Origin of the sequence: Devosia oryzisoli (genome assembly GCF_014837245.1) — a bacterium.
Lineage (GTDB): Bacteria > Pseudomonadota > Alphaproteobacteria > Rhizobiales > Devosiaceae > Devosia > Devosia oryzisoli.
The window spans coordinates 274,952-287,838 of record NZ_JACYFU010000001.1 but is presented as its reverse complement, the minus strand read 5'-3'; the positions used below and the strand labels follow the sequence as shown (position 1 = coordinate 287,838).

Genomic DNA, 12,887 nt, shown 5'->3' with positions numbered 1-12,887 from the left:
AGCGTGGCGGCGGCATCGCTGCCTTTGGGACCCCCACGCCCAGAACGGACTGCGCCTGCGCGGGGAAGGACACGCCCGCAAGCAGGATTGCCGCAGAGGCCGAAATAACAAGGGACTTCATGATCTTTCTCCTGTTCGATCGACGAATAGTCGCAATCGGACTACGGGAGAGCAGCGAGCATGTTCCGTTGAGGGCGGACCGGAACCTGCGCTAGAGTCTGTTTTACTGACGGCACCTCTCGATTTTTAGCAAAAGTCTTGAGGGCCGCGCGGGAAGGCCCGAGGATGCTGCTTGGCGCAAAAAAACAGGGCGCGAAACCGAAGTTTCGCGCCCCACCGGGGAAGCCGCAGAGGAGCGTCAACCTTTGCGGCCATCCTCCGATCCGAGACGGAGGCTCTGTTGGCGTTCCGTCGTGACTATGCCGACCGCCGATGGTGCATTCTGCGGCCGGGCTTGCCTCGTCAACGAAGCAAAAAGCCCCCGGTTCCAGTCGTCACAGCAGGCCTGTAAAATTGTGAACGGGCCGCGCAAAAGTGTCGAAATGAGTCAGCTTCCTGCGAAGCGTTGATGGCCCTCACCTGGCAGCTTAACAGCAAAACGCCCGGTCGATGACCGGGCGCCTTTGAAAAATGGAGATTGCTCTTATTTGGTGACCAGACCAGCATCGGTGCAGGCCTGCAGGGTGATCGTTTCGAGATCGATCTTGGTCGTGGCGTCGACGGCTTCGTTGACGTCCGGAGCGGTCTCGACAACAGCGTCATCTGCCGAGGAGTCGTTGTTGTTATCGGCGGAGGAGGCGCTGTTATCGTCGGCCGTGGTCGAGCTATCGGCCGTAAGAGACTCGGTATTGTCAGCGGTGACAAGTTCGTCGCAACGCTGCTGAACAGCGGCCATTTCATCTTCCGGGATTTCAACACCATTGATCATGGCAGCAAAAGCAGGGCCCGAGAAAGAAAGGCCGGCAACGAGTGCAATAGAAGTCAGGGCGGATTTAACACGCATTTTGTAACCTCGAATTTTTTCGCTGGTAGAGCGCTTGCTCGACATCAAAACGGGGGGCACGGCAAAACGTTGCAATCGAAGTGGCGATGGAAAGAATTGCAATTACTTCCGCCGCACCCGTTATGCGGCGTGCCCACGGACACCGACCCTTCAGTCCGTGACGATGCTGGGCCCGGACAGAGCTGGGTACGCTCTATTCGGGAGGGGTGCCGCACAATCCGCCTCCCCACACCCACCGCAGGGCCATTGGGCCGCGCCAATCGACAGTGCTGGCGACCTGACGGGCGTAATAGGTTAACCTGTGAGGCAGAGGCCGCGCCAGAAGGTCACCCGGTGCAGACCACGCGGAAAATGTGGATCGATATCGCCGCTGGCATGGCCGTTGTCTCGAGCCGAGGCAGACCGGGCTGGTGCAGGTCGGCGGCGAGCGAATGACACGCGGATTTCGCCAGGAGGTGATGGGCCGTCTTCACCGCGGGAGCCTACGGGCGATGGTCTGCGGCGGCGAATAATGGTTTAAGGCCGCACATGTCCCCTGATTTCTCTGGAGCCACCATGAGCCAGCCCACAAAAGAAGCCGAGTTCAAGCAGCGGTTCGCAGCCGTGATCCGCGACCTGCACGAAGCCGGCGGCGAAGATGGAGAGGCCATGGCCATTCTCGGCAGCATGGCCGGCGAACTGGCACTGGCCAACAAGAAGCCCAGCTGGTCCGCCTTCAAGCAGGGCCTTACCAACGACACCTACCGGCAACTGATCGCGGCCTTTACCGAGAAGGGCAATGAACATCACCAGGCGGGGCGGCACAAGCAGGCCTATGCCATCCAGGCGCTAGCCATGTCTGTCGTCGCCATGACACAGCGGGCCGATGCCGACGTCGCCGCTGGCGAAAAATTGCTCGATCAGGCGATCGACCACACCGCCAAAACGTATATCGCGCTGCGCGCAAAACAGAACTAGCCGCGAGGCCCCTCCTCCCGGTCATTGTCCCCATATCCGAGCAGGCACGTGGTGCTTTGTGCTCGGAATCGCGCTCTTTGCGGTCAAGCCGATGCTGCGGATCGCCCGCGAACTGCACCTGGCCTCTGAGAGCGACGTACAGGATCTGGCGCAGCGATACGAAGAGTCCTGAATGGAGCCTTCACGTTGCGTCACCTCGCAAACGCCATCATTGTGCCTGTCGATAGAGGGATCGAGAACGCAAGGACCGCCGCATGAGAATGACCCGCACACTGCTCGCCTGCGCTGCCATGGGCCTGACCCTTTCCGGCGTCATGGCACAGGAGCCTCCAACGCCTGCCGAAGATGCCCCTGCCGTGCCGGTGGCTCCGGCGCCCGCGACGGCCAGCGCAGCGCTGACACTGTCCCTGGAAAGCACAGGCGATATCGAGCGGACCGTCGTCACTTACCAGTGCAAGGATGAGACAAGCCTGACCGTACAGTACATCAATGCCGCCCCCAATTTCCTCGCCATCCTGCCGGTTGATGGCGAGAACCATGTGTTCGTCACCACCATCTCCGCCTCGGGCGCGCGCTACGTGGCCGGTCCCTATGAATGGTGGAACAAGGGCGGCGACGGCACGCTGCGCGACCTGATGCAGGATGAAGGCGCGGCACCTATGGCCGAATGCACCGAGACCAGCAACACCCCCTGACCATCAGCTTGGAGCGTCGCTCGACGACATCGGCTCTGTTGCGTGTTGCGCCGATATCGCGCAAATGAAGCACGAGACGCTGCCTACGAGGATCTTCCGGTCATGAGCATGTTCATCTCCTCGCTGATGTTCATCGCCCTTTTCGCCGTCGCGCTGGCCCACCTGCTCTGGTCCTTCGGCAAGACCTGGCCCATCCGCGATGAAAAACTGCTGGCCCAGACGGTCGTGGGTACCAGCGGCATCGATCACATGCCGCCTCGCTACGCCTCGTTCGGTGTCGCGATCCTTGCTCTAGCCGCCGGCGTTCTCGCCCTGTCGCTGGCGGACCATGACAGCGGCGGCGCCGGGCTGAACGCGCTGGGTATCGTGGCGGGCCTGATCTTCGTCGTGCGCGGCTCTATCGGCTACTCTGGTTGGTGGAAGCAGCGCACGCCGGAGCCGAACTTCCGCTTCAACGACACCCGTGTCTATTCGCCCCTCTGCCTCCTGCTTGGGCTGGGTTTCTTCGTCCTTTCCCTGCTGCGCCTGAGCTGAAGGGAATGGGCATGGGCAAAAATGTCGATGGTCCGAGAGCGGCGACAATGTTCCGGCAACCATTTCGCCTGATGTGGCGGACCTCGCCGTCTTCGTCATCGTGATAGAGAGCGATGCGAAAAAGGTGCCGGATTTCATGCGGCTGAGGCGCGACCTGACGAGGCCTTTCGATACGCCCCGGCTGCCTCCGGGGCTGGAACCGCGCGCGCTCTGGCAGGTCGAGCCAGTGAAGCTCCATCGGCTGCTGGAGGACGCCTACCGCACCGGCGGCGGCAGCGTCGCGCCGTTCGAGCAGTGGTTCTTCCCGCTGGTCGAGGATGAAGAGTTTGACCCCGCGCTGGTTCTGACGCTGGTCGACAAAGATAGCCTGCCCGCTGGCCTCGTGCAGTGCTGGACCAGCGGCTTCATCAAGGATCTTGTGGTCCGGCACGATCTGCGCGGCCGCGGCGCCGGATCATGGCTGCTGCTGTCCGCGTTCCAGCTTTTGCGCGACCGTGGATTATCTTGCCTCGACCTCAAGGTCTGGCAAAGCAACACCGCAGCACGTCTTCTATACGCGCGTCACGGTATGGTCGAAGTGCTCTAGACCGGCAAAGCCGTCAGCCCTGTGGGCGCGAGAACACATTGATCACGTTGCCGTCCGGATCGTGGATCAGCAGCGAACGATTGCCCCAGGGCATGGTGGTGGGCTGCATCACCACCTTGGTCCGTTCCGGCAGGCGCATGAGCACGGCTTCGACATCGTCGACCTCGAACTCGATAAGCGCGCACCGGTTCGCCCCCGCCACCACGGCGCCAGCATTGAACTGCTTGATGACGGACTCATCGGAGATCGCCAGCGCCACGGCTCCAAACCGGAACTCTGCGAAGACCGGGGCCGGCTGGTTCGGCGTCACGCCGGTGAGCACAGTATAGAAGACGACCAGACGATCGATCTGGTTGGTCACGAGGCGGATTGAGGCAAGATGCATGGCGGGCTCCTTTTGGGAGCCCGCTTGTGCAGCATCGCCGTGTCAGACGCTGTCAGTGGCTGGCGGGCGGATCAACGCCACCACGGATCGAGGCGGCAACGTTGCGGTCCCTTCCGTGAACGGCACCTCCACCGAAGCATCGGACTGCATGCCCACGACCCACTCGCCCTCCGGCAGGTGCGCCACGACCGGTTCGATGCGGCGGTTGAACCACACCAGCACCTCGTCACCCTTGTCACGCAGATGCATGCCGAGCACTGACGCGCCGGGATCGCCCCAGTCGCCCTCGTTCATTTCGCGCCCGTCCGGGTGCAACCACTCGATGTCGCGAACCCCATGGCGTTCCTGGCCGGTGAAGAACCGGTCATGCGTCAGCGCAAGGTGCTGTTGCCGGAAACTCTTGAGCGCCGCCACATAGTCCACCAGCGCGCCGTCGGCGCCTTCCCAGTCGACCCAGGTGATTTCGTTATCCTGCGCATAGGCGTTGTTGTTACCCTGCTGGGTGCGATACATCTCGTCGCCCTGCTGGATCAGCGGGGTGCCGCGGGAGAAGAATAGCGTCGCCAGGAGCGCCCGGACATCGCGCTTGCGCGCGACGACGACGCCCTCGTCATCGGTCTCGCCTTCGAAACCGCAGTTCCAGGATTGGTTGTTGTTGTGCCCGTCCCGGTTTTCCTCGCCATTGGCCTCGTTGTGCTTGTCGCCATAGCTGACGAGGTCGCGCAGCGTGAAGCCATCATGGACGGCCAGCATGTTGACGCCATTGCTGGGCTTGCGGCCCTCGACATCGAAGATTTCGGCCGATCCGGCGACCTTGCCGGCCAGCGCGCCAATCTTGCTTGGCTCGCCACGCCAGAAAGCCCGCACTTCGTCGCGGAACGTGTCGTTGTGCTCCTGGAACTCCTTGCCGAACTGCCCGAGGCCATAGCCGCCCGGACCCGGATCCCAGGGCTCGGCGACCAGGATCGACTGTTTCAGCACCGGATCGGCCTTGATCTTCTTGAGCATCTCGGCTTCCGGGTTGAAACCCGGATCGCGTCCCAGCACGGTACCAAGATCGAAACGGAAACCGGAGACACCCATCTCCTCGATCCAGTAGCGCAGGCTGTCGATCACCAGCCGCTGCACGGCCGGGTGGTCGCAGCGCAGCGTGTTGCCAGTGCCGGTGTCGTTGACGAGGTACTTCTTCCCGTCCACGTCCACCCAACGATAATAGGTCTGCGGATCGAGCCCCATCATCGAGAGGATCGGGCCCTGCTGATCGCCTTCGCCGGTGTGGTTGTAGACGACGTCGAGGATCACCGAGATGCCGGCCTTGCGATAGGCGTCGGTCATCACCCGCATTTCCTGCGGGCCGCGCGGGGCGAGGCGGGGATCGACGGCGAAATAGGCCAGCGGATTGTAGCCCCAGGCATTGGTCAATCCGAGCGCCGGCAGGTGCCCTTCGTCGATCCAGGCCGCCGTCGGCATCAACTGGATGGTATCCACGCCGAGATGCTTGAAGTGGTCGATGACGCGCCGCGTCGTCAGGGCGGCGATGGTGCCGCGAAGCGGCCCCTGCACGCCGGGGTGGCGCATGGTGAACCCACGCACATTGAGCTCGTAGAAGAGGCTCGGCGCCTTGCGGCGCGGCTTGGCCAGCTTGTTGCGCTCGCCCATGACGATGGCCTTGGGCACCAGGGGTGCCGTGTCCACCGCCTCTTCGCGTCCGAGACGCAGCCGCGGCGAGCGCACGAACACCCGGTCCAGCCACTTGGCGTAAGGGTCCACCAGCAGCTTGTTCGGATCGAAGAAATACCCCTGGTCGGGATCATAGGGTCCGTCGGCGCGCAGTCCGTAACGCGCACCAGTCGTGACGTTGGCGATTAGGCCAGCGTGGATGTTGTCCTGGTGAACGTCCAGTTCGAAGCGCCCGATCTCCTCGTCCTGCTCATCGAAGATGCAGACCCAGATGACCGAAGCGCTTTCGGAGTAGACAGCGAAATTGACCCCCTCGGGCGTCACGGTCGCGCCAAGCTGATCGGTGCGTCCCCCCTGGGGGACCAATTCGGGATTCATGGATAGACCGTTCTAGGTAATGACGCTGGGCCCCGATCGGCCCGTTCGAGACTGGATTTTCGCGAGCTCTTCAGCGATCTCGATAAGCGGCTTGAGGGCCTCCTGGGTATCGAGGTCGTGGCGTCCATCGGCAGGCTCGTAGCGTTCAAGATAGACCCGCAACGTGGCGCCGACGGTGCCGGTTCCAGAGAGACGCAAGACAATGCGGGAGCCGTCTTCGAAGCCGATCCGGACGCCCTGTTTGGCACTGATCGAACCGTCCACCGGATCGTGGTAGGTGAAGTCGTCGGCGTAGGCGACGCGTTTGCCGCCGATCGCCGTGCCGGCCATCTCGGGGAGTTTGACGCGAAGGTCATCCATCAGCTGATTGGCCGTCGCCGCGTCGACCTCTTCGTAGTCGTGCCGCGTGTAGTAGTTGCGCCCATAGCTGCGCCAGTGCTCCTGCACGATCTCATCGACGCCCTGCTTGCGCACGGCCAGGATGTTGAGCCAGAGCAGCACCGCCCAGAGGCCGTCCTTTTCCCGCACGTGGTCCGACCCCGTGCCGGCACTTTCCTCGCCGCAGATGGTGACGCGGCCGGCGTCGAGCAGGTTGCCGAAGAACTTCCAGCCCGTGGGCGTCTCGTGCATCTCGATGCCGAGCTTTTCCGCCACGCGGTCGGCGGCGGCGCTGGTCGGCATCGAGCGGGCGATGCCGGCGATGCCCTTGCTGTAGCCCGGTGCCAGATGCGCATTGGCCGCCAGGAGCGCCAGCGAATCGGAGGGCGTGACGAACCGGTTCTTGCCGATGATGAGGTTGCGGTCCCCATCGCCATCCGAGGCCGCACCGAAATCCGGGCCGTCGGCGGTCATCAGCAGGTCGAACATGTCCTTGCAGTAGACGAGGTTGGGATCGGGGTGGCCGTCGCCGAACGAGGGGGATGGCGTGCCGTTGACCACGGTGCCCGCGGGCGCACCCAGCATGTCTTCGAGAATGGCCGTGGCGTAGGGGCCCGTCACCGCATGCATGGCATCGTAGGTCATGCGGAAACCGGAGGCGAAGAGACCACGAATGGCATCGAAGTCGAACAGCGACTGCATCAGGGCCGCATAGTCCTTCACCGGATCGATCACCTCGACCGTCATCCCTTCGACGCTCTGGGTCCCGATGGTCCCGAGATCGATGTCGGGCGTATCGACGGTCTTGTAGCTGTCGATGACCTTGGTGCGGGCGAACACCGCGTCGGTGATTTTTTCCGGCGCGGGTCCACCATTGGAGACGTTGTACTTGATGCCGAAATCGCCCTGCGGACCGCCCGGGTTGTGGCTGGCCGAAAGCACCAGACCGCCGAACGCCTCGTAGTGTCGGATGATGTTGGAGGCCGCGGGCGTCGAAAGCAGCCCACCCTGCCCGACCAGCACCTTGCCAAAACCGTTGGCGGCCGCGATGCGGATGGCCTTCTGGATGGCCACGTCATTGTAGTAGCGGCCGTCCCCGCCGATCACCAGCGTCTTACCCTCAAAGCCCTCGAGGCTGTCGAAGATCGCCTGGATATAGTTCTCGACGTAATTGGGCTGCTGGTAGACGGCCACGCGCTTGCGCAGGCCCGACGTCCCCGGCTTCTGGTCAGGATAGGGGGTGGTCTTAATCGTCTTCACTGTCATCTGTCTCGAGCCCGATCAGGGAGGCATAAAGTCCGGCGTAGCGACGCGCACTGAGCTGCCAGCTGAGGTCGGACTTCATGCCCCTTCGTTGCATTTTCTTCCAGGATTTCTCGTCGGCGTAGAGGGCTTTTGTGCGGCGGATGGCGTCCGCCAGCGCCGCTTCGGTGGGCGGCGCAAACTGCACGCCCGTCGCTACCTCGGCCTGCACCGCCGCCACATTGGCGTCGATCACGGTGTCATTGAGCCCGCCTACCCGGCTGACCAGCGGAATGCAGCCATAGCGAAGCGCGTACATCTGCGTCAGCCCACAGGGCTCGAACCGGGATGGCACAACCATGACGTCCGCGCCGCCCTGGATGAGGTGACTGAGCCCCTCATTGTAGCCCGTCACCAACCCCACCTTGCCGGGATGGCGTTGAGCCCCGTTGCGGATCGCGTTCTCCAGCTCCGCCTCGCCCGATCCGAGCACCGCCAGTTGGCCGCCATCGGCCACCAGCATGTCGATATTGGCGGCGAGGAGGTCGATGCCCTTTTGCCATGTCAGCCGGCTCACGACGGCGAAGAGCGGACCGCGGCTGTCGTCGAGCCCGAACGCCTCGCGCAGCGCCTGCTTGTTCACCCGACGGTTCTGGATGGTGCTGGTGCTGAACGTCTGGACCAGCGCGGTGTCCGTGGCCGGATTCCAGGCCTCGGTGTCGATGCCGTTGAGCACGCCGAATACGGTGTCCGAGCGGTTGTTGAGGAGACCATCGAGCCCCATCCCGAAGGCGGGCGTGCGGATTTCGGCGGCATAGCTGGGGCTCACCGTCGTGACGAAGTCGGCGCACTCGACCCCCGCCTTCAGGTACCCCACCCCGCCATAATATTCGACGCCATGCACCGAGAACGCATGCGAGGGCAGCCGCAATTCCCCGAAGATATCCGCCCCGAATGTGCCCTGGAAGGCCATGTTGTGGACGGTCATCACCGTCTTGAGCGTCTGCGAAGGGCCGAACTTGACATAGGCCGGCACGAGCCCTGCCTGCCAGTCGTGCGCATGGATCACCTGCGGACGATAGCCCTCGACCAGCCCGAGCCCGAGTTCGGAGGCAACCCAGGACAGCGCCGCAAAGCGCCGCCAGTTATCGGGCCAGTCCCACCCTTCCGGCCCGGTATAGGGATTGCCGGGGCGGTCGTAGAGCGCTGGCACGTCGAGCACGATGAGGTCGAGGCCCGACACCCGGCCGGCCACGAGGCGCCCTTTCGCGCCGAAAAGATCCCGGAAATGCGCCACGTCCCTGCCGCCGCTCATCTGGGCGGTGATGGCCGGATAGCCCGGCACCAGGGTGCGCATCTTGACACCACACTCACCCAAGGCCGCCGGAAGGGCCCCCGCGACGTCCGCGAGGCCCCCCGTCTTGATCAGCGGGTAGATTTCGGAGGCGACCGAAAGAACTTCGATCATCGATCGGCCAGGTACCGGTTGATCATCGGCTGGGTGACGAGCGTCACCCCTTCTTCCGTGCGCCGGAACCATTTGGCGTCGAATTCGGGGTCCTCCCCGACCACCAGCCCCTCGGGCACGCTGACGCCGCGGTCGATGACGACCTTCTTGAGCCGCGCGTTGCGCCCGATGTCGCAATAGGGCAGCACCACCGCCTCCTCCAGCACCGAGTAGGAATGGACGCGGCTGCCGGTCGAGAGCAGCGTGCGCTGCAGGTGACCGCCGGAGATGATGCAGTCGCCCGAGACCAGAGAGTTGACGGCCGAACCTCGGCGCCCGTCGAAATCGTGCACGAACTTGGCCGGCGGCGTGATCTCGGCATAGGTCCAGATCGGCCAGTCGCGATCGTAGAGGTCAAGCTGCGGGGTGATGTCGGTGAGGTCAATATTGGCCTTCCAATAGGCATCCACCGTGCCCACGTCGCGCCAGTAGGAGACGGTTTCATTGCTCGAGCGCACGCAGGAGCGGGTGAAGCGATGGGCCCAGGCCGTCCCGTTCTTGACGATATAGGGGATGATGTCCTTGCCGAAATCGCGGTTCGAGCCTTCGGTCGCGGCATCGCGACGTAGTTGTTCCATGAGGAAGCGCGTCTCGAACACATAGATGCCCATGGAGGCCAGCGCCATGTCCGGCTTGTCCGGCATGCCGGGCGGGTCCTTGGGCTTTTCCACGAAGTCCACGATCCGGTCGCGGCCATCGACATGCATCACCCCGAACGCGCTCGCTTCCGCACGCGGCACTTCGAGGCACCCCACGGTCACGTCGGCCCCCGTGTCCACGTGCTGGCGCAGCATGATCTCGTAGTCCATCTTGTAGATGTGGTCGCCAGCCAGGATCACGATGTAGCGCGGGCCGTAATCCTCGATGATGTCCATGTTCTGGAACACTGCGTCGGCCGTGCCTTCGTACCACTGCGTTTCCGAAACCCGCTGGCTGGCCGGCAGGACGTCGAAGCTCTCGTTGCGTTCCTGGCGCAGGAAGTTCCAGCCGCGCGACAGGTGCCGGATCAGGCTGTGGGCCTGATACTGCGTGGCCACCGAAATGCGGCGGATGCCGGAGTTGATGGCGTTGGACAGCGCAAAGTCGATGATGCGCGCCTTGCCGCCGAAATAGACGGCCGGCTTGGCGCGGCGATCCGTCAGTTCCATCAGGCGCGTGCCGCGCCCTCCCGCCAGCACATAGGCCATGGCCTCGCGCGCCAGGGGCGAAGGTACCCGGTAGTCTGCCATTCTGTTTCCCTCCAAGCGCCCGGCTTTTTACCCCCCGGGACGTGTTCCTTGATAAGCCGTCACGCCGCCTCGAACTTGAGAAACAGCGTTGCCAGCGGCGGCAGGTAGATTTCTGCCTCCGCTGGCCAGTGCTGCCCTTCGACAGCATAGGCGATGACCGCACCCTGATTGCCGGTGTTCCCACCCGCATACCAGCCCGCGTCGGTATTCAAACGCTCCACCCAGCGCCCGGTCTGCGGCATCGGCACTTTATAGCCGCTGCGTGGCACTGGCGTGAAATTGGATATGACCAGCACGGGATCGGCCCCGGGCGCCTTGCGCACCCAGGCCAAAACCGAGTTCGCCTGGTCATTGCCGATCAGCCATTCAAAGCCGTCGGGCTCGCAGTCGCACTCATGTAGCGCCGGCAGGCTGCGATAGGCGGCATTGAGATCGGCCACGAGACGGCGCATGCCCTCGTGAGCCGGCGCATCCAGCAGCCACCAGTCGAGCGCCCCATCCTCCGACCATTCCTCGCGCTGGGCGAATTCCTGGCCCATGAACAGAAGCTTCTTGCCCGGATGGCCCCACATGAAGGCGAGATAGGCGCGCATATTGGCGAACTTCTGCCAGTCGTCCCCCGGCATCTTGGTCAGCAGCGAGCCCTTGCCGTGCACCACCTCGTCGTGGCTGATGGGCAAAACGAAGTTCTCGCTGAACGCGTAGACGAGGCCGAACGTCATGTCGCCGTGGTGATAGCGACGGTGGATCGCCTCCCGGCTCATGAAGCGCAGCGTGTCGTTCATGAAACCCATGTTCCACTTGAAGCCGAAGCCGAGGCCACCGGTATAGACGGGTGCGCTGACACCGGGCCAGGACGTGGACTCCTCGGCGATCATGAAGGCGCCAGGGAACTGGCGATAGACCTCTTCATTGACGCGCTGGAGAAAGGCCACGGCCTCGAGGTTCTGGTTGCCGCCATGCTTGTTCGGCACCCACTCACCCGGCTGGCGGGAATAGTCGAGGTAGAGCATGGACGCCACCGCATCGACACGCAGGCCGTCGATATGGAAGGCATCGAACCAGTAGAGCGCGTTGTTGGTGAGGAAGCTCGAGACTTCCTGGCGCCCGAAATTGTAGATCGCCGTGTTCCAGTCCGGGTGGAAACCCTGGCGCGGGTCGGCGTGTTCATAGAGCGCGGTGCCATCGAAATGGCTGAGGCCGTGCTCATCGGTGGGAAAGTGCGCAGGGACCCAATCGAGGATCACCCCGAGACCGGCCTCGTGCGCAGCGTCGACAAACCGGGCGAACCCGGCTGGGTCGCCGAACCGCGCGGTCGGTGCGTAAAGGCCGGTGGGCTGGTAGCCCCAGCTCGGGTCGTAGGGATGCTCGGAAATGGGCAGGAGCTCGATATGGGTGTAGCCCATGTCCGCAGCGTAGGGCACCAGCTGTTCGGCCAGTTGATCATAGCTGAGGAAACCGCCATCCGGCTGCCGCCGCCAGGAGCCAAGATGGACTTCGTAGATGGACATCGGCGTGCGCCGCCAGTCGCGCGCGGCCCGCTCTTCCATGTATTTCTGGTCGGTCCAGGTGAAGGGCGTCGGGTCGGGCACCACCGACGCCGTGCGTGGCCGCAACTCCGCCTGCCGGGCGAACGGGTCCGCCTTGAGCGGCATGACCTGGCCATTGGGGCCGATGATTTCGTATTTGTAGAGCGTGCCGGTCCCCAGCACGGGGATGAACACTTCCCAGATGCCATTGCGGTTGCGCATCGGGTGGCGCCGCCCGTCCCACTCGTTCCAGGGGCCGACCACCGAAACACGCTGGGCATTGGGCGCCCATACGGCAAAATGGGTGCCGTGAATGCCCTCGAACTCCATCTCGTGCGCGCCGAGCTTATCGAAGAGGCGCAGATGGCTGCCTTCCCCGATGTAGTAATCATCCATCGGACCCAGCACCGGGCCGAAGGAATAGGGGTCGAAAACCGTCCACTCGCCCCCGGCATTGCGCGCCAGGTAGCGGATCGGCTGGCGCCGGTCGAGCGGCACCTTGCCCTCGAAGAAGCCCGCCGGATGACGCGGAGTCAGCCGCCCCAGTTCGGCGCCATCGAGCTTGAAGGCCGTGACGCTCTCGGCATGAGGAATGAATGCCCGGAGGACCCATGTCCCCGCTATGTCGTGCAGCCCGAGGACCGAAAAGGCGTTGCTGTGGCGCCCCGAAACAATCGCTTCGACGTCGCGCCCGTCGGCTTGCCAGTCCTCTTTGCTCACCCCGTCACTCCTGCCTGTGCCGAATCTGTTCGACGTGTAATTTCAAGACCGTCTGATCGTTTGC

Annotated in this window: 11 protein-coding genes; 4 read left to right on the top strand and 7 right to left on the bottom strand. The window is 63.6% G+C overall.

The annotated features are described in order from the left end of the window. Positions 1–643 precede the first annotated feature (643 nt). Positions 644–1,105 carry a hypothetical protein gene (locus IC608_RS01450; RefSeq protein WP_191772256.1) on the bottom strand — a complete coding sequence of 154 codons (462 nt, stop codon included), beginning with the start codon at positions 1,103–1,105 and terminating at the stop codon, positions 644–646. A gap of 453 nt (positions 1,106–1,558) precedes the next feature. On the opposite strand from IC608_RS01450, the gene IC608_RS01445 reads away from it, so the two are divergent. The 4 genes from IC608_RS01445 to IC608_RS01430 all read left to right on the top strand — a co-directional run bounded on the left by IC608_RS01445 (position 1,559) and on the right by IC608_RS01430 (position 3,775). Then, positions 1,559–1,960, top strand: a complete 402-nt coding sequence (locus IC608_RS01445) for a hypothetical protein (protein ID WP_191772255.1) — start codon at positions 1,559–1,561, stop codon at positions 1,958–1,960. A gap of 254 nt (positions 1,961–2,214) precedes the next feature. Continuing rightward, on the top strand, positions 2,215–2,655 hold the full coding sequence (locus IC608_RS01440) for an MliC family protein (protein ID WP_191772254.1): 441 nt from the start codon (positions 2,215–2,217) through the stop codon (positions 2,653–2,655). 102 nt (positions 2,656–2,757) lie between these two features. Beyond that, positions 2,758–3,189, top strand: a complete 432-nt coding sequence (locus IC608_RS01435; RefSeq protein ID WP_191772253.1) for a DUF3995 domain-containing protein — start codon at positions 2,758–2,760, stop codon at positions 3,187–3,189. Between the two features lie 73 nt (positions 3,190–3,262). Further along, positions 3,263–3,775 carry a GNAT family N-acetyltransferase gene (locus IC608_RS01430; RefSeq protein ID WP_191772252.1) on the top strand — a complete coding sequence of 171 codons (513 nt, stop codon included), beginning with the start codon at positions 3,263–3,265 and terminating at the stop codon, positions 3,773–3,775. Positions 3,776–3,788: 13 nt separating this feature from the next. Here IC608_RS01430 and IC608_RS01425 read toward each other — a convergent pair whose 3' ends face one another. Genes IC608_RS01425 through glgB form a run of 6 tightly spaced genes read right to left on the bottom strand, consistent with a single transcriptional unit; the run spans position 3,789 to position 12,823 of the window. Continuing rightward, a complete protein-coding gene (locus IC608_RS01425; protein WP_191772251.1) occupies positions 3,789–4,160 on the bottom strand; it encodes a VOC family protein in 372 nt (123 codons plus the stop codon). Positions 4,161–4,202: 42 nt separating this feature from the next. Next, entirely contained in the window at positions 4,203–6,218 is a 2,016-nt protein-coding gene (gene glgX, locus IC608_RS01420; RefSeq protein ID WP_191772250.1) for a glycogen debranching protein GlgX, read from the bottom strand. Positions 6,219–6,230: 12 nt separating this feature from the next. After that, the gene (locus tag IC608_RS01415; RefSeq protein WP_191772249.1) at positions 6,231–7,862 is read right to left on the bottom strand and encodes an alpha-D-glucose phosphate-specific phosphoglucomutase; all 1,632 of its coding nucleotides are present in this window, start codon (positions 7,860–7,862) and stop codon (positions 6,231–6,233) included. Further along, a complete protein-coding gene (gene glgA / locus IC608_RS01410) occupies positions 7,843–9,303 on the bottom strand; it encodes a glycogen synthase GlgA (protein ID WP_191773733.1) in 1,461 nt (486 codons plus the stop codon). The genes IC608_RS01415 and glgA overlap by 20 nt, the downstream gene beginning before the upstream one ends. Further along, positions 9,303–10,574: a glucose-1-phosphate adenylyltransferase gene (glgC, locus tag IC608_RS01405; protein WP_191772248.1), complete on the bottom strand. Its 1,272-nt coding sequence runs from the start codon at positions 10,572–10,574 to the stop codon at positions 9,303–9,305. The genes glgA and glgC overlap by 1 nt, the downstream gene beginning before the upstream one ends. 59 nt (positions 10,575–10,633) lie before the next feature. After that, complete coding sequence (gene glgB, locus IC608_RS01400) at positions 10,634–12,823, bottom strand: 1,4-alpha-glucan branching protein GlgB (protein WP_191772247.1); 2,190 nt, start codon at positions 12,821–12,823, stop codon at positions 10,634–10,636. Positions 12,824–12,887: the final 64 nt, after the last annotated feature.